The 16,873-nt window shown below is 70.9% G+C and carries 15 protein-coding genes and 2 pseudogenes; 5 read left to right on the top strand and 12 right to left on the bottom strand.

Translation table 11 applies throughout. The features are described from left to right. Positions 1–77: 77 nt before the first annotated feature. Entirely contained in the window at positions 78–794 is a 717-nt protein-coding gene (locus tag ACWGJM_RS40440; protein ID WP_453416773.1) for a TetR/AcrR family transcriptional regulator, read from the bottom strand. 101 nt (positions 795–895) lie between these two features. Here ACWGJM_RS40440 and ACWGJM_RS40445 point away from each other — a divergent pair, with 101 nt between their 5' ends. Beyond that, positions 896–2,089 (top strand): FAD-dependent monooxygenase, encoded by a 1,194-nt coding sequence (locus tag ACWGJM_RS40445; protein ID WP_453416753.1) that lies wholly within the window; start codon positions 896–898, stop codon positions 2,087–2,089. Between the two features lie 112 nt (positions 2,090–2,201). Here the strand turns inward: ACWGJM_RS40445 and ACWGJM_RS40450 are convergent, their stop codons facing one another. The 3 genes and pseudogenes from ACWGJM_RS40450 to ACWGJM_RS40460 all read right to left on the bottom strand — a co-directional run. Beyond that, a complete protein-coding gene (locus tag ACWGJM_RS40450) occupies positions 2,202–2,429 on the bottom strand; it encodes a hypothetical protein (RefSeq protein ID WP_453416754.1) in 228 nt (75 codons plus the stop codon). 277 nt (positions 2,430–2,706) lie between these two features. Next, positions 2,707–3,384, bottom strand: a complete 678-nt coding sequence (locus ACWGJM_RS40455) for a response regulator transcription factor (RefSeq protein WP_453416774.1) — start codon at positions 3,382–3,384, stop codon at positions 2,707–2,709. Between the two features lie 486 nt (positions 3,385–3,870). Further along, positions 3,871–4,299: pseudogene (locus ACWGJM_RS40460) on the bottom strand (histidine kinase); the annotation flags it as partial. Positions 4,300–4,307: 8 nt separating this feature from the next. Between ACWGJM_RS40460 and ACWGJM_RS40465 the strand changes: the two are divergent. Beyond that, a pseudogene (locus ACWGJM_RS40465) lies at positions 4,308–4,472 on the top strand (ergot alkaloid biosynthesis protein); the annotation flags it as partial. A gap of 25 nt (positions 4,473–4,497) precedes the next feature. On the opposite strand, the gene ACWGJM_RS40470 reads toward ACWGJM_RS40465, so the two are convergent. The 7 genes from ACWGJM_RS40470 to ACWGJM_RS40500 are packed head-to-tail and all read right to left on the bottom strand — an operon-like array spanning position 4,498 to position 13,493. Further along, positions 4,498–5,142, bottom strand: a complete 645-nt coding sequence (locus tag ACWGJM_RS40470) for a nitroreductase family protein (RefSeq protein ID WP_453416755.1) — start codon at positions 5,140–5,142, stop codon at positions 4,498–4,500. Further along, positions 5,139–6,026 carry a hypothetical protein gene (locus tag ACWGJM_RS40475; protein WP_453416756.1) on the bottom strand — a complete coding sequence of 296 codons (888 nt, stop codon included), beginning with the start codon at positions 6,024–6,026 and terminating at the stop codon, positions 5,139–5,141. The genes ACWGJM_RS40470 and ACWGJM_RS40475 overlap by 4 nt, the downstream gene beginning before the upstream one ends. Then, positions 6,023–7,006 carry a ScbA/BarX family gamma-butyrolactone biosynthesis protein gene (locus tag ACWGJM_RS40480; RefSeq protein WP_453416757.1) on the bottom strand — a complete coding sequence of 328 codons (984 nt, stop codon included), beginning with the start codon at positions 7,004–7,006 and terminating at the stop codon, positions 6,023–6,025. Before ACWGJM_RS40480 ends, ACWGJM_RS40475 begins: the two co-directional genes overlap by 4 nt. 10 nt (positions 7,007–7,016) lie before the next feature. Then, positions 7,017–7,964 (bottom strand): nucleoside-diphosphate kinase, encoded by a 948-nt coding sequence (locus ACWGJM_RS40485; protein ID WP_453416758.1) that lies wholly within the window; start codon positions 7,962–7,964, stop codon positions 7,017–7,019. Beyond that, complete coding sequence (locus ACWGJM_RS40490) at positions 7,961–9,052, bottom strand: SDR family oxidoreductase (RefSeq protein ID WP_453416759.1); 1,092 nt, start codon at positions 9,050–9,052, stop codon at positions 7,961–7,963. The genes ACWGJM_RS40485 and ACWGJM_RS40490 overlap by 4 nt, the downstream gene beginning before the upstream one ends. A 53-nt stretch (positions 9,053–9,105) precedes the next feature. After that, positions 9,106–10,776, bottom strand: coding sequence for a hypothetical protein (locus ACWGJM_RS40495; protein ID WP_453416760.1), 1,671 nt, complete (start codon positions 10,774–10,776; stop codon positions 9,106–9,108). Next, positions 10,773–13,493: a phosphoenolpyruvate synthase gene (locus ACWGJM_RS40500; protein ID WP_453416761.1), complete on the bottom strand. Its 2,721-nt coding sequence runs from the start codon at positions 13,491–13,493 to the stop codon at positions 10,773–10,775. The genes ACWGJM_RS40495 and ACWGJM_RS40500 overlap by 4 nt, the downstream gene beginning before the upstream one ends. Before the next feature lie 309 nt (positions 13,494–13,802). On the opposite strand from ACWGJM_RS40500, the gene ACWGJM_RS40505 reads away from it, so the two are divergent. Then, positions 13,803–14,663, top strand: a complete 861-nt coding sequence (locus ACWGJM_RS40505; protein WP_453416762.1) for an NmrA/HSCARG family protein — start codon at positions 13,803–13,805, stop codon at positions 14,661–14,663. A 65-nt stretch (positions 14,664–14,728) separates the two neighbouring features. Here ACWGJM_RS40505 and ACWGJM_RS40510 read toward each other — a convergent pair whose 3' ends face one another. Next, positions 14,729–15,301 carry an AMIN-like domain-containing (lipo)protein gene (locus tag ACWGJM_RS40510; protein ID WP_453416763.1) on the bottom strand — a complete coding sequence of 191 codons (573 nt, stop codon included), beginning with the start codon at positions 15,299–15,301 and terminating at the stop codon, positions 14,729–14,731. Between the two features lie 147 nt (positions 15,302–15,448). Between ACWGJM_RS40510 and ACWGJM_RS40515 the strand changes: the two genes are divergently transcribed. Then, positions 15,449–15,799 (top strand): hypothetical protein, encoded by a 351-nt coding sequence (locus ACWGJM_RS40515; protein ID WP_453416764.1) that lies wholly within the window; start codon positions 15,449–15,451, stop codon positions 15,797–15,799. Between the two features lie 150 nt (positions 15,800–15,949). After that, the gene (gene purU, locus ACWGJM_RS40520; RefSeq protein ID WP_453416765.1) at positions 15,950–16,822 is read left to right on the top strand and encodes a formyltetrahydrofolate deformylase; all 873 of its coding nucleotides are present in this window, start codon (positions 15,950–15,952) and stop codon (positions 16,820–16,822) included. The last annotated feature ends 51 nt before the right edge of the window (positions 16,823–16,873 follow it).

The raw sequence follows: 16,873 nt of genomic DNA on the forward strand, positions 1-16,873 counted from the left end.
CTGGCCAGCGGCGACCGGCCCCTGTCACCATGCGGCGATGAGTAGGACAGGCCGGACGACCGGGATCCAAGACGCGGTCAGCCTGCACGCTTGTCGATGAGTGCGGCCAAGCCGTCCAGGATGCGCTGGAGGCCGAACTCCCATGCCTCATCCTGCCCGTCGGACTGGGCTGCCGAGGCGAGGGCCCCGGTGAGCGCGGGGAATCGCTCGCCGTGTGTCCGCATCAGATCGCCAAGGATGGTGCCGAACTGGGCCTCGGGGTTGCCTGCGGGGCCTGCTGCGCGGACTTGCTGGGTGATTCCACGTACGTGACCGACCAGCAGGACAGCCGCGTCCATCCGCTCGGTACCGCTCAGCCCCGTACCATCCAGGGCCTCGATGGCGTGCTCCAGCCAGGACAGCTCTCCAGGCCCCGGGATCCGTGGCCCGATGGTGGCGTCCAGCGCCCAGGGGTGCTGGCCGAAGACGGTGAGCAGTTGGCGGGCCCATTCCTCCAGCTGCTCCCGCCAGCCACCGCGCCGCGCCTTGGCCGCCGGGTATGGGCCGATCGCGGCGTCCACCATCAGAGCGACCAGCTCCGCCTTGCCCGGCACGTACCGGTACAGCGCCATCTTGGTCACGCCCAGTTGGGCGGCGACCCGCTGCATGGACACCTCGGCCAACCCCTCCGAATCGGCGATCTCGATCCCGGCCCGCGCGATGCGGTCCAGGTCGAGTTTCGGTCGGGGACCCCGCGCGGGCTTGGGGTGCGGACCCCACAGCAGCCGCACCACCTCGGCGTGCTCGCCACCCATATCTGCCACCCCTTCTCCCCTGGCCTTGCCGAACTAACTGTGTCTAAGGTACACAGTAATCATTAGTGTCCAATGGACACAGTTTCAGAGCGGAGGAACCCGTGAACAGGAACGTCCTCATCTCCGGCGCGAGTATCGCCGGCCCGACGCTGGCCTACTGGCTGGGACGCCACGGCTTCAAGCCCACCGTCGTCGAACTGGCCCCGGCCCTGCGTCCAGGCGGTCAGGCCGTCGACTTCCGTGGTGAAACGCACCTGACCGTGCTGGAGCGCATGGGCCTGATTCCCGAACTACGCCTTGTCCAGACCGGCGGCAGCCCGGTGCGTTTCGTCGACGAACTCGGTCGAACACTGCTGCATCTGCCGGCCGAGTTCGCCGGCGGTGAGATAGAGGTGCTCCGCGGAGACCTGGCTCAAGTGCTGTACGAACACAGCCTCCCCTACACCGAGTACATCTTCGGCGACTCGATCACCAGCCTCACCGAGACCTCCTCCGGCGTGCGGGTCGACTTCCAACGAGGAGCCTCGCGCGACTTCGACCTGGTTATCGGCGCGGACGGGTTGCACTCCAACGTCCGTCGCGTCGCATTCGGCCCGGAGCAGGACTATGTGAGCCACCTCGGCTACTACGCCGCCACCTGGCAGCTCCCCAACGGACTGGGACTGGGAAAGGGATCGATCGGCTACAACGCCCCGGGACGGTTCGCCTCCGTCGGCACCGATCACCGGGACCCGGCCCGGGCAGGGGCATTTTTTATCTTCTCTTCCCCTGAACTGTCGTACGACCGCCGCGATCCCGAACAGCAGAAGCGTCTGATCGACAACGCGTTCTCCGGCCTCGGCTGGGAGGTGCCCCGCCTGCTCGGCACGCTGCACCAGGCCCCCGACCTGTACTTCGACTCGATCAGCCGGGCGGATGTGGATACCTGGTCCACAGGGCGCGTATGCCTCGTCGGAGACGCCGCCTGCGGGGCCACCATCGGCGGCATGGGCACGGGAACCGCAGTGGTCGCCGCCTACGTGCTGGCCGGTGAGCTCGCGCGAGCCGGGGGCGATCACCGGGTGGCCTTCACTCGGTACGAAAGCAGGCTCCGGAAGTACGCCAGGGGTTGTCAGGCGGGCGGCGACCGCACCGGGAAGTTCCTCGCGCCCGGCACCGCCGCCGGAATACGGTTCCGCAACGCCCTGTTGTCCCGTCCCTTCTTCCTGAACGGAATGCTCAGACTGGGGGAGAAAGTGAGCAGCACCGTGGCCCTGCCCGACTATCCAGCCGACCCCAGCCGCGTCAGCCGGTGACTCGGCCACCTTGGCGATGCCCTGGGACGTGGCGCGTTGAGGCGGGCCAACAGTTCGCGGTTGGCCGCCCGGGAGGCGTCGAGGTCCTGGTCGCGTGCTTCTAGCCGGTCGGTCAGGTCCACCACCTCGGTGAGTCGGTCGAGCTCGCCGCGCATCCGGTCGACAAGGCGGCGGATGCGGCTGGAACAGCGAGCGCCACGACCTCCTCGTCCGAGTCCCGATCAACTGCCTTCTCAGGCTCGTGAAGCCGGTACATCACCCGAAGCCGGTACCTCACGGTGGCGTCCTCGCCCTGCACCTCGACAGGCAGGTCCCGTGAGTCGGCCAGCTCGTAGATCACACCCAGGACTCATCGCGGCGCCTCTCCGCCGACCACCGCGAACGACAGAAGTCCCGCACCGCTGCAAGCACGCCGTTGATCCACCGCGCGCCCCGCGCGGGTGTTCCCGTTCGCGTACGCCATCGTCGTCGACTCCGCCCGGTCCAACCCGAACGAACCGCGCGTTCCTCAAGTACGACGCCCTGGTCCTGCTGGGCATGCTCGGCTCCCAGCCGTCAGCGGCCCACACGGCCCAGTCCGGCCGCCGCCGGCCGCCGTCGGCCACCGCCCAGGAAAATCACGGCCTGGGCCCGGCGCTCACCAGGCCGGACCGGTATGCGATCACCACCAGCTGAGCACGGTCCCGGGCATCCAGTTTGGACATGGCTCGCTGGATGTGGCTGCGCACCGTCAGGGGGCTGCGTACGAGCATCTCGGCGATCTCGGCGTTGGACTTCCCGTGGGCGGCCAAGGCCATGACCTCGCGTTCGCGCTGGGTGAGGGCGGCGAGGCCGTCCACGGGAACAGGCGCGCTGTCCGGGTCGGGAGCGGCGAGGAATCGGGTGATGAGCGCGCGGGTGGCCGTGGGTGACAGCAGTGCCTCGCCGGCGGCCACCGTGTGGATCCCCGCGAGGAGCGCTTCGGCGCTGACGTCCTTGCCGAGGAAGCCGCTCGCGCCGGCCCGCAACGCCCGGGCGACGTACTCGTCGTTCTCGAAGGTCGTCAGGACGAGCACCCGGACGTCCGACAGAGCGGGCTCCGCGCAGATCGCGGCGGTCGCGGCCAGACCGTCGGTGTCCGGCATGCGGATGTCCATCAGGACGACGTCCGGGTGATGGGCGCGGGTGAGGTCGATCGCCTCACGGCCGTCGGCGGCCTCGTCGACGACGGTCATGTCCGGGGTCGAGTCGATGAGGATGCGGAAGGTGGCCCGGAGCAGGGCCTGGTCGTCGGCGAGGAGGACGCGAATCGTCATGGCGTGGGGTCTTCTGGTGAGTCGGTGCGGTCCAGGGGCAGTACGCAGGTGACGTCGAAACCGCCGTCCGGGCGGGGCCCCGCGGTGAGGGTGCCGTCGAGCGAGTGAGCGCGTTCCCGCATGCCGATGAGGCCGAAGCCGTTGGCAGACGCGGGGGCCCCTGCGACGGCGGGGCCGTCGTTGTTGACCCTGAGCGTCAGACGGTCCGGAGCGTGGGTCAGGCGCACCTGCGCGGTCCGCGTGCTTCGTGACGTTGGTGAGCGCTTCCTGAAGGATGCGGAAGGCGGTCAGGTCTGTGCACGGGAGAAGCCTGTGCGGGGTGCCCTCCACCGTGACATCGACATGGAGGCCGGCCGAGGCCAGGGCATCCGTCAACTCCCGCAGCCGGTCGAGACCGGGGGCCGGTCCCAGGGGGGAGTCCGGATCGGCGTCCTGGCGCAGGAGCCCGACCGTGGCCTTCAGTTCCCGCAGGGCGGAGGCGGTGGTGGACGCCAGGTTGTCCAGCATCTGAACCGTCCGCTCCGGGTGCGTCCGTGCGAGGTGTGCGGCGGTGCCGGCCTGTGCGTTGGCGAGCGCCAGATGGTGCGCGACGACGTCGTGCAGTTCCCGGGCGATGCGCATGCGTTCCTGGGCCACCCGGTAACGGGCCTCCTCCTCACGCGTCCGCTCGGCGTACTCGGCTCGGGCGTGGACCTCCGCGATGTACGCCCGGCGCATCTGCACATAACTGCCGAGAGCAGCGGGCAGGAGGGCCCAGGCCGCGGGGTTCACCGTGGAGAGGACGAGATGTCCGCCCCAACTCACCAACAGGCCCGTGGCCATGAGGGAGAGGGCGGCACCGACGGACCAGTTGCGCACGCTCCGCCGCTCGGCTCGGGTGCCCATGGAGTAGAGGGCCGCGATCAGCGGGGCCATGACCAGCGCGCGATCGCCTCACGGCGCTGATGCCGCAGGAGTTCGCCTCCATGCTGGCCGCCATGGACCGTGCCATCGCCGAGGGGGCGGAGGACCGCGTCACCGACACCGTGCGGCTCCTCACCGGCCGGCCCCCGCGCACCTTCCGCGCCCATCTCGAAAGGGAGACCTGACCGCGTCCTGGCCACGGTCACCGGGTCAGGCGCCCTGCCAGCCGTCGTGGTGCAGGACCTGCTCCAGCGGCAGCCGCGGCCCCGGCCCGAATGTGCCGCGCAGCGGGTATGCCGTCGGCAGCAGTGCGCCCTGGCGGACGGTGGGCGGCAGGCCCAGCAGGTCGGCGACCTCCTGCTCACGGTCCAGGTGGACCGCCGTCCAGGCGGTGACCAGACCGCGGCTGCGGGCGGCGAGCGCGTAGCTCCAGGCGGCCGGCAGCAGGGACGCCCACAGACCCGCCTGGTTCCCCGTCGGCAGCCGCCCGTCGCCCAGTTCGAGGCACGGGATGACCAGGACGGGCACCCGGTGCAGCCGGTCGGCCAGCGCGCGGGCGGCGGTGAGCACGGAGCGCGTCGCCTCGGGCAGATCCGCAAGCCGGTCCAGCGCGGCGGCGTTGCGGTCGTGGAACGCGCGGCGGTACACCTCGGCGACGTCCGCGCGGATGCGCGGGTCGGTGAGCAGGATCCAGCGCCAGTTCTGCCGGTTGTTGCCGTTGGGGGCCTGGAGGGCGATGCGCAGGCAGTCCTTGACGAGTTCCGGGTCCACCGCCCGGTCCAGGTCCAGGCCCCGCCGCACGCACCGCGTGGTCGTCAGCAAATCGTCGGAGGCCAGGGAGAGTTCATCGGTCACGACAGCAGCACCGCCCTGAGGACCAGCGAGAGGTACGTGGCCACGACGAAGCCCGTCGCGGCGGGCAACGGCCAGGCGCCGCGGCCGGTGGACAGGAACCGTCGGGTGCCCCAGGCGGGCAGAGCCACCGCCAGGCAGGGCAGCAGTCCGAGCGGACCGTCCGGCGCGAACAGCAGCACCTGACAACCGACCGCCCCGGCCGCGCAGCCCGCGGTGACCGCCGCACTGCGGCGCGGACCGAGACCGGCCGAGTACAGGCGGGCGCCGGGCGGCGCCGCCCAGGAGGTCTTGCGGGCGAACTCGAAGTGCAGGAAGACGCAGGCGCACAGAGCGAGCAGCGCCGCGCCGCGCCAGTCGGCGGTGACGCTCCCGGCGGCGACGAGGGACCCGTACACGTAGGCGCCGAGCAGCACCTGCACCGGATAGGTGACGGCCAGGTTGAGCAGTTGCCGGTCGCGTACCGCGGGCGACAGCCGTTCCAGTGCGGTGAGCAGCAGCCCGTAACCGAGGGCCGCGAGGAGCAGCAGGGCGGCCGTGGCGGAGCAGGCGGTGTTGAGAGCCGTCACCGCCATGGTGATCGCCGCCATCGCGCCGCGCAGTTCGGCCACGGTGATCGCACCGGTGACGAGCGGCCGGTCCGGGTGGTGCACACGGTCGTACGCGAGGTCCTTCCGCTCGTCGAGCATCCGCAGGAACAGCAGCGCGAGTACGACGCTCACGACCCGCACCCAGGTCGCGCCGGACGGCTGCCAGGCCGTGCCGGTCGCGGCCACCGCCGAGCTCTCCAGAGCGAGGACCCAGAGCAGTCCGTAGGTGACGTAGATGTGCGGCCGGAACCTCAGCAGCACGAAGCTGCACAGTCTGGCGGGTGCGGCCCGGCTCATACGGCTCCGTGCGCCGCCGGGACGGCGAGGGCACCCGCACGGCCGGCCGGGTCCGCGTCGGCCAGCCTGATCCGGGCCTCGGCGGCGACGACGCCGGCCTGGTGCAGGGTGCAGTCGATGTCGGCGTCGGGCCGGACAGGAGCGGTACGGCACTGAAGCGGCAGATCCATCTCGGCGAAGCAGCGGAATCGCGCCTCCAGGGCGACCGGCAGCGGCGCGGGCGTGCGGACGGTACCGGCGTCGACAGCCGCCGTCAGGGCGAGTTGGCGGAAGGCTTCCAGTTCCAGCATGCCGGGCACGTGGTCGACCCAGTGGTCGTACAGGGCCGGGTGGGTGGTCTCGGCGATCAGGCGGGCGGTGCGGGTGCCGTCGGCGGCCGTGTGCGGCGGTGAGATGACCGTGTTGGCCGGGTCGCGCCGGCCGACCAGCGCGGGGTCGACGCGTGGTCCGGACAGGGCGACGGGAGCATCGGGCAGGCCGAGCCCGCCACGCTGTCCGGCCCGCAGGCGCGTCCAGGCCTGCGGGGGCATCCAGGAGTAGTCGATGCGGGCCAGCAGAGCCGTGTGCGCACCGATGGTCAGGGTGAAGCGCAGCCGCAGGCCGGTCAGTGCGGCCCGGTGGCGGAACCGGTGTTCGATACGGGCGGTGATGACGGCCTCGGTGGGCCGGTCGCCACAGATGAGCTCTGCCGGGTCCGGCACCTCGAACTCGACCGAGCGCAACAGGAACTTGTGCCCCAAGGGGACATCGAGGTAGCGGTGGGCCACCACGAAGATGCCCTGCCGGCACGCCTCCAGCAGCAACAGGGGGTCGTGGTGGGTGCGCGGGCCGAAGGTGTCGTGGTAGAAGGCGTGGCGGCGGGGAAGCTGCGCGGCCAGCAGTATCTCGTCCTCGCTGGGGCGCTCCGCATCGGTCAGGAAGACCTCGGCGACCGCGGCGCGGTGCACCAGCTCCCTGGTGAGCGTCCGGGTGAACTGCATGGGCCGCTCCTCACCTCGGAGTGCCGCGGACGGTGTCCAGGTGGCGGCGCCAGCTGTCGGCGTCGGCCCCGTCGAGCACGGGGGCTCGGCCGGGCTGCCGCATGGGGAGCACCTTGGAGCCGACGATGACGGTGTCCCACGCGTCGAGGTCGATCCCGTGCTCCCACGCGGTCTCCAGCAGCAGCCGCGGACCGGCCGTCGGGTCGGTGGTGGCACGGTGCCGGGCAAGAGCGTCACGCAGCCGTTCGACGGCCGGTTCGAAGTCGAGGTTCCGGGGCTTGGTGGCGGCGTAGAGCCGGCCGGCCAGCTCCAGGGCCTCGGCGGTGCGGTCCTCGCCCGCGAGGGCGGAACGGAAGAGACGGCCGCGTGCGGTGTCGTCGAAGTGCACGGCCAGCTCTCGCAGGACGTCGGCGGGTTCGTCGGGGGTGTGCACCAGGTTCAGCAGGTAGCTGTAGCGACCCAGGAGGTGGCGCAACTGGCCCGGCCGCCGGGCGTCGGGGTCGGTGGGCCCCTTGAGCCGGGTGAGTTCGACCGAGGCGGGAACGTCCAGGTCGTGCCCGGGGCGGACGAGCAGCACGAGGGCGTCGGCGTCCTCCAGGAAGAGGGCGGCGAGCCTGCGGCGGTGGGGGGTGGCGAGGTTCCACTGGAAGTACCACAGGGAGCGGATCATGGTGCGGGTCAGCCGGGTGACCGCCGCTCCGACGATCCTGAAGCCTCTTCCGCTCAGCCAGTCCACCGCCGCTTCCAGCCTGCGGGCCACCACGGCATCCGGTTTCAGCAGCAGCGCGGCGTGCTGGTGGGCGAAGCCGGTCACGTCGTCCGTGAGGGCGGCCAGTTGTTCGTGGCTCTCCTGGAAGTAGGTGTCCGCACCGTACAGGCGTTGCTTGGCAGGGTGGCAGGTCATGAGCGGGGAGACGGGTATGCCGTGCGGGGGTTCGGCGAGCTGCGCGAGGGTCATCGGTGGGTGCTCCCGTCGTACAGGGCAGCGGCCGGCTCCTTGCGCGGGGCCGGGCCGAGATAGCCGGTGGTGAGGCAGTGGTCGAGGAGGCGGCGCAGGTAGGGCCGTCCGCGCGTGGGCGCCGGACGGCGGCTGAAGGCCGCGGCCTGCGTGTCGTCGAAGCGGACGCGCCGCCGGAAGTAGGTGTCGTGCAGGGAGACGACGCGGTCGTAGTAGGGGCGTTCGCGGTCGGGCAGGGCCGAGGCGGAGAACGCGGACGGCGGTACGAACCTCGGTACGTGCAAGGACGGGTACTCGGCGAGGACGTCGGAGAAGTCCCGCAGGGTCAGCTCGTGACCGACGGCGTGCAGAGTGCGGCCCTCGGCGTCCTGGAAGCGGGTGGCGGCCTCGGTCACCAGATCGGCGACGCGGTCCACCGGGACCAGGTCGAGGACGGCGTCGTGGTGGCCCGGCACGGTGCGCACCAGGCCCCTGGTCAGGACCCGGAGCACGGGGTAGATGGTCTTGAATTCGCGGACGCGGCCGGTGCGGGTGGCGCCGGTGACGATGCTCGGGCGCACCACTGTCACGGGCAGGCCGTCCAGCGCGGCCTTGCGGATCATGGTCTCGGCGGTGAGCTTGCTCTTCTCGTAGCCGTTGCCGGGGCGTTGGCCGACGTCGAGTTCGTCCTCGCGGGCGGTGCCGTCGCGTTCCCCGCACACGTACGCGGTACTGACGTGCACCAGCGGGATACGGCAGGCGAGGGCGAGGTCCAGGACGTTCCGGGTGCCGGTGACGTTGACGCGGTCGTACCGTTCGTCGGGCAGTCCGAAGTCGGTGACGGCGGCGCAGTGCACGATCCGGTCGGCGGTGGCGGCGAGCCTGCGGTCGTCGTCGGTCAGCCCGAGGCCGGGGCGGGTGATGTCGCCGGCGATCCGGGTCAGGGCGCCCGGGCCGGGACTGAGTCTTCTGCCGTTGTTGCGGACGAGTTCGCCGTTGCGGTGCAGCAGTGCCAGCACGGTGTGGCCCGCGGCGCTGAGCCGGGCGGTCGTCTCCGCGCCCAGGAATCCGCTGGCGCCGGTCACCAGCACCGTCATCGGGTCGGACATCGGTGGCTCCGGGGTGGCAGGTCGGCGGGGTGCTGTCATGGGTCCTGGTGCCGTCACGAGCCCTGGCGCCGTGACAGGGCACGGTGGGGCTGGGCACCGTTGCCGGCCAGCAGGTCGCGGGCCTCTTCGATGGGCAGTTCCGCGTCGAGGTGGGCGCCGATGCGCAGCCAGTCGTAGCCGATCTGGAGGGTGGCCCGCCAGGTGTCCGCGGAGTCGAAGGAGAGCGGGAAGGAGTCGGCGCCCACGGTGTCGCGGACCTGGCCGATGTAGGCGCGCAGTTCCGCGAGCAGGGTGTCGCCGTGCTGTGCCGAGTCGACGGTGCGCCGCAGCAGTTCGCCGGCGCGCGCCCCGATCGGCCCGGTGGCGGGCGGCAGCAGGTCGAGGCGGCGTACGAGGTCGGTGTCGGCGGGCAGCGGATTGACCCCGTGGGCGCTGAACAGCCCGCGCAGAGCGGCGTGTACGGCGCGACGCGCGGTGAGTTCGGCGACGCGCCACTGGCCGCGTCGCAGGGCGCCGGTCAGATCCTCGACGGCGTTCTCGACGACCACGTTGGACCACACCAGAGCCATGGCCGCGGCGGCGAACCGGTCGGCGGGCAGCGGCATGAGGTCGACGGCGCCGGGTCCGCCGACGGCCGCACCGCGCACCGACAGCAGCGGCTGTGCGGTGGAGGGCGGTGGGGTGACGGGTCCGGGTGGGGCGGCGAGCGGCAGCGAGGGGGTGACGGTGCCACCGCCCTTCCAGACGAGGCGGATCAGCCCGTAGCGCAGGAAAGCGGCCAGCGGCGGGCCGGGGTCGGCGACACCGGTGTCCGCGGCCGCGGCCAGCACCTGGGGCAGCGGCCGGCCCAGGACGAGGGAGCGCCAGACGGCGCCGGCGTCCTCGCCGAGGGCGAACACCTCGCGCCGCCCGCGGATGACGTGGACGCGGTCGCCGGTCTGCCAGGTGGTCACCCCGGCCACGCGTTCGACGGTGAGCCGCTCGGCCCGCCGGGGGACGCCGGTGAGGCCGACTTCCCCGGCGAAGGCGAGGCAGGCGGTCAGGTGGGCGTGTGCGGCCTCGGCGTCGCCGGGAGAGGGTTCGGCGGCCGCCAGCTCCCAGTAGCGGTCGCGTACCTCCGCCCGGCCGGCCCGGTCCAGTTGCAGGGACAGCCACTTGGGTTCGAGGTAGGTTTCGCCCAGGCCGGCCGCCCAGGACTTGACGGTCTGGACGAGCCCGGCGCGGCTCCAGTCGACCGCCTCGTCGCTCTCGCCGAGGCACAGCAGCGCCATCGCGTGCCGCAGGGACTGGCGGGCCCGGTGCGCCCACCAGTCGGCGGTGATCCGGCGGAACCGCTCCACGGGCAGCAGTGCCTTCACCTCCTCGATCAGGGCGTGGCCGCGCAGCGGGTGGCTGTGCAGCAGCCGCTGGCAGCGGTTGAGGAGGTCCTCGGAGAGCCGGCCGGGCCGGCTGGCCCTCTTCTCCACCGCGCGTAAACGGTCGGCGAGTTGGCGCACCGTCTGGGTGCGGATCTCCACCCGTCGGCCGTCCACGAAGAGCAGCGACGGCATGACCGGCAGGTCGTCCTCGCGGCGGGCGACGAGCAGGAAGTCGATGTCGGAGGAGGGGTTGCCGAATCCCTCCGCGATGGAGCCTTCGAGGGTCACGGCCCACTCGGTGCCGTGGGGTAGTTCGGTGAGGGACTTGTCGAGCAGGTCTTGAAGTCGATCCTCGGTGAGGATCACGGGTGTGTCTCCGTTTGAGGGGTGTGCCGGGCGGTGTCGGTGCCGTCGTCGGACGGGTCGGCCAGTACGGTCACCGTCCCGGCGGCACCGTCGACGCGCAGCCGGGTGCCGCTGCGGATCTCGGTGGTGACGTCCCTGACCTGGACCACGGTCGGGATGCCCAGTTCCCGTGCCACGACGGCGACATGGGTGAGCGGGCTGCCGCGTTCGATGACGAGGGCGGCGGCCGAGGGCAGTGCGGCGACCCAGCCGGGGTCGGTGCGGTAGGTGACCAGGATGCCGCCGCTGATGTCGTGCGGGTTGTCGGTGACCACGGCGGGGCCTTCGACGACGCCGGGGCAGCAGGGGGTGCCGCGCAGCTCGCGGGCTCCGCTGGGCGTGGCCGGACCGTTCGTCCAGCCGGCCCTCTCCAGGTTGCCCGACCAGTACGGGGCGCCGCGGGTGGTGAAGCGGGACGGGGCGTGCAGTGCGGTGTCGGCGGCCAGTCGTCCGCGGCGCAGCGCGACCAGTTCCCGCAGTTCGGTGTGGGCGATCATGCCCTCGTAGGCGCCTGTGATCTCTTCCAGGCGCAGCATGAAGACGTCGTCCCGGGAGTCGATGGCGCCGGCCCGCGCCAGATCGCGGCCCAGGGCGCGCAGCATGCGTTTGGCCGCCCCGAAGGCGCGGGTGCGGCAGAACCTCAGCCGTTCCCGGTCGGCGAGGGCCGCCTGGGCCTTGCCCCGCACCCGCTCGTACAGCAGTCGGCGCGGGCCGCGCAGATGCTCGTCGAGGTAGGCGTCGGCCTCGCCACCGCGGTCCGGTTCGCCGGCGTCCGCGGTGGCCGGCAGCGCGTCGCGCAGCAGGGTGAACAGTCCGGCCGGGTCCTCGTGCAGGTCGGGGACCTCGAGCTTGAGTTCGTCGGGGCTGCGGTAGCCGTAGTCGGCGATGTACGCGTCGACCGCGGCCAGGAAGCGGGTGTGGTCGGCGTCGCGGAGCGCCTGGTAGGCCTCGGAGTCGGGGGTGCGTTCCAGCAGTCGCAGGACCTCGCTGTCGGCGCGTGCCCTGGCTGCCAGTTCGCGCAGCGCCCACACCGGTTCCACGGACTCCACGGCGCCGCCGGGTGCGGCCGCGGCCCAGGTGAACCACTCCGGTGCGGCCGGGAGCCATCTGCGGGTGAGCAGGGCCAGCAGTCCCAGGGAGAGCAGGACCGTCGCGTCCAGGACCTGCATCGGGCCCCATTTCTCGATGAGTTCACGCTGTAGCCGACGAAAGCGGCGGTAGGTTTCGTCACCGGGCAGCGCGTCGTAATCGACATTGTTGAAGATCGCGTACGCCCGGTAGAAATCCCTGTGGAAGGTCTCCACGGATTTCCGCGTGGTGAGGAATCTCCTGACGAAGACCGTCGTTCGGGCCAGGCGCGAGAATCGGCCGCGCAGCCCGGATTGTGGCGTGAACGGATGGAGTGTGTCGGCGATCTCGTCGGAGACGCTTTCCGCGACTCCGAGGGACTTCTCGAGAACGCGCCGGTTGAGCCGGTACAGCGGGGCCAGGCGCACCATCCGGTACCAGTGGAAAAGGTTGTAGTAGACCCGCCCGTGGACGTGCCCGAGCATGTACGGGGTCCATTCCCGCACCTCGCGCAGTTGCTCGCCGCGGACGCCCAGGGCGCGGGCGTAGCTGTCGTACACCTTGGCGTAGGTGTCGGCGGCGAAGCTGTAGGTCAGCGGGGACACGACCCCGCTGAAGCTCTCGACGATGTTGGAGTTGTCCCAGACGCGCAGCTCACCCTCGGACTCCGACGCGGGGGCGAGGGCGGTGACCGGGCGGCTCTGGAGGATCCACAGGGTACCCTCGGCGACGGCCCACTCGATGTCCTGCGGAGCGCCGTAGTGCGCGGTGATGCGGACCCCGGTCTCGTGCAGCCGGGCCAGATCGGCGGCGGCCAGGGACAGCCTGGCGCGATCCTCGCCGGCGACGGCCGACACCTGGCAGCCGGGTCCGGATCCGGCGTCGTAACGCTCCCGCTTGTCCCCGATCACCGTGGTCAGCGGCTCGCCGGTGGTGGCGTCCAGGACGATGGTGTCCGCGTCGACCGCGCCCGAGACCAGCCCCTCCCCCAGCCCGTGGACGGCACTGACCACATGGCGGTCGGTACGGCCGGTCGTCGGGTCGGCGGTGAACAGCACACCGCTGTGCTCGGCGGGCACCATGCGCTGCACGATCACGGCGATGCCACCGGCGTCGACGGGCAGCCGGTGCCGCGCCCGGTAGCGGAGGGAGCGCTCGGAGAATCCGGAGGCCCAGCAGCGGCGGACATGGGAGGTGACCTCGTCGAGGCCCCGGACGTTGAGGAAGGTGTCGAACTGGCCGGCGAAGGAGTGCCGCACGCCGTCCTCCTCCGCGCCGGACGAACGGACGGCGACCGGACCGCCGCCGGCCTGCCGGTAGGCCAGGGCGATGGCCTCCGTGACGAGCTCGCCGAGGGGCGCGGACTCGATCAGACAGGCGATCTCGTCGGCGGCCTGCCGGGCATTCGACGGCCGGCCGTCGGCGAGCAGCCGTGCCAGGTGCTCGTCCAGTCCGCTGCCGCGGCAGAATTCACCGAAGACATTCAGGCCGAGGATCGACCAGCTCGGTATGTGAAAGCCGGACGCGCTCAGGGCGTGGAGGTTCTTCCCTTTTCCACCGGCCCATTCGGTGATCTTGGATTTCCCACTGGCCGGTGTGAGGACATGCAAGGACCGGTGTCCTGATCCCGTGGTGAGCGACAACTCGTTTCCTTTTCAAGGGAGTTACTCAACCGGTGTTGCTCGATCTCGCCCGAATGTTTCACAGTGGGGCCGGTCGAAACACCCTGCGCCCCCGCGGGGGGTGTTTTTCGGCCGTCGTGATGTTTTCAATTACCCCCAGAGGGCGCTCGGCTGCGGCGTCGACATCACCGCCCTCGACGGCGACCCCAAAGTTTGCTGCGCGACGCAGTAAACCCCTGTACTCTTCTGCGTCACACAGTCAATGTGCCACACAGTGTCACGATCCGAGGAGAACCCATGCTCACCGTCGCCGTCACCGGAGCCACCGGAGCCCAGGGCTGGGCCACCGCCCATGCCTTGCTGACAGCCGGTCACCGGGTGCGCGCGCTCACCCGCCGTCCCGACTCACCCGCCGCCGACGCCCTGCGCGACCTCGGCGCCGAGGTGCGCCAGGCCGACTTCGACGACCGCCCCTCCCTGGCGGCCGCCCTGACCGGAGCGGACTCCCTCTTCGCGGTCACCACCCCGTTCGGCACCGACACCGCCACCGAAGTCCGGCACGGCAGGACCCTCGTCGACACCGCGGCAGATGCCCGCCTCGGGCACATCGTGTTCACCTCCGCCGCCCACGCCGACCGGGGCACCGGCATCCCGCACTACGAGAGCAAGCACATGATCGAGCAGCACCTGCGTGCGGCCGGTGTGCCCTGGACAGTGATCGCCCCGGCGGCGTTCATGGACAACTACACCGGCGGCTGGACCCTCGACGGGCTGCGCGAAGGCACCTTCGGCTGGCCCATGCCCGCCGACCGGCCGCTCACCCTCGTCCCCGCCTCCGACATCGGCGCGTTCGCCGCGCTGGCCCTCCAGCGCCGTGACGAGTTCACCGGCCGCCGCATCGACATCGCCTCCGACGCGCGCACCCCCGGCCAGATCGCGGAGACCCTCGCGGCCGCCATGGGACGCCCGGTCACCCACCGAGAGGTGCCCCTGGCCCACGTCCGGACCCATTCGACGGATCTGGCGGCCATGTTCGAGTACTTCACGACCGTCGGCCTCGACGTCGATGTCACCGGGCTACGACGTGACTACCCCGAAATCGGCTGGCACAGCTTCAACGACTGGGCCGTCGCCCAGGACTGGGCCGGCCTCCTGTGAACGCCACGCGCCGCCAGTCGAACGGCGCGTGGCTGAGCTCAGCTGACGTGGGTCGTCAGGCCGCCTCACCAGGAATGGGCGACGTCCACCACGAGCTTGTCGGACAGCTGGGTCACCTTGAACGGCAGGCGGGCGCGCACACCCAGGCCGACCTGGCTCTGGCCCTCGAAGCTGGCGCCGAACTTGGCGTCCCGGAAGGTCTTGTAGCCCGTCAGGTCCACACCGGGGAGCGGCTGCTTGCCCTTGCCCGGGTAGGTCTGCTCGTGGTGCTCCGTGTCGTACGAGGCCGCGGAGACGCGGATCTCCAGGATCGCGCCGCCGGACACCGGGATCGGGTCCCCGCTGCCGTCCTGATAAAAGGCGTCGACGTACTGGACGGTGTAGCCCAGCCGGCTGGTGCTGCCGGCGGGGATGTCGAAGACGATGCGGTCGTAGCAGTCGTGGCCGCCTGTCCTGATGTTCGTCAGCAACGCGGGTGCGTCGTCCGTCGCCGTCTTCGGCCGGCTTCCCCAGCCGGTCTCGCAGGCGGCGGCGGTGCCGGCGCTCTCGCCGGCGAACGCGGTCGGAGCCGTCACGGCCAGGGACAGGCCCACCATCGCGGTCGCGGCGAGTAACGCTCCACGGGATACCTTGCGCATGTTTCCTCCAAGCGGGACTTGGTGCTCAGTTCGGCTCCTCTTCAGACGACGACAGCAGGGACTTGGTTGTGCTCGGAGAAAACCGGCGTGCCTGCCCGTGTTCACTGCATCCAGACCGGTCAACCGGCGAACCGGTAGGTTGGCCGCATGTCCTCAGTGCTTGTTGTCGGTTACGACCCGCTGGCGATACCCGGCGTCGACGGGGCGGCCCTGCGCGCGGCCCTCGACACGGAGCTGGCCCGGTTCGGCGAGCACGGCATCGACGCGGCCATGAAGCTGCTCGCGTTCGACGAATCGGCCGAGTCCACGCTCATCGCGTCATTGACCGAGCGTCCGTGGGATGTGATCGTCATCGGCGGCGGGATCCGCAAGACGGAGCAGTTGCTCCCCCTTTTCGAGCAGATCGTGAACCTCGTCCGCCGCCACGCGCCGCAGGCCGCCATCGCGTTCAACACCAGCGGCGGGGACAGTGTCGAAGCGGCACAGCGCTGGCTCTGAGTCCGCCGGTTCCCGGCAAGGGTGCGTTGTGCGTGACGAGCAGTAGAAGGACACCACCCCTTGACCAGGTGGTCGCCACACTGGACCATGTTGCGTATCACTGTTGCGTATCACTCATGATGTTGCGCATCGCGCACCAGGGAGGATGTCATGTCTCCTCGACCGCAGCCCGGCCGCGAGTTCGTCCTCACGCTTTCGTGCCCCGACCGGGCCGGGCTCGTCCATGCCGTGACCGCCTTTCTCGTCAGCCACTCCGGCAACATCCTGGAGAGCCAGCAGTTCGACGACCGGCTACAGGACCGCTTCTTCATGCGGATGCACTTCGACGTCACGGATCCGGTCGTCTCACTGGAGCGTCTGCGTACCGGCTTCGGCCCGGTGGCCGAGGCGTACCGGATCACCTGGCAACTGCACGACGCGTCGACCCCGACCCGCACGCTGATCATGGTGTCGAAGTTCGGCCACTGCCTGAACGATCTGCTCTTCCGCAAGTCCACCGGCGCGCTCAACATCGAGCTCCCGGCGATCGTCTCCAACCACCGCGACTTCGAGTCACTGGCACAGAACTACGGCATCCCCTTCCACCACATCCCGGTGACACCCCAGACCAAGGCGGAGGCGGAGGCCCGGCTGCTGCGCCTCGTCGACGAGCTCGACATCGACCTCGTGGTACTCGCCCGGTACATGCAGATCCTCTCCGACGACCTGTGCAAGCAGCTCGAGGGCCGGGCCATCAACATCCACCACTCCTTCCTGCCGAGCTTCAAGGGGGCCCGGCCGTACGTCCAGGCGCACCAGCGCGGCGTCAAGCTCGTCGGGGCCACGGCGCACTACGTCACGCCCGACCTCGACGAAGGCCCGATCATCGAACAGGACGTCGTCCGTGTGAGCCACTCGCACGCCCCGGACGAGCTGGTCACCATGGGCCGCGACGTCGAGGCCCAGGTGCTCGCCCGCGCCGTGCAGTGGCACAGCGAGTGCCGTGTGCTGGTCAACGGCAACTGCACGGTCGTCTTCCGCTGAACGGCGGCCGACGGGGGCCGCCGCAGTCGGCCTCGGGAAAGCAGGCCGCCC

The sequence above is a fragment of the Streptomyces sp. NPDC054834 genome (assembly GCF_053611185.1).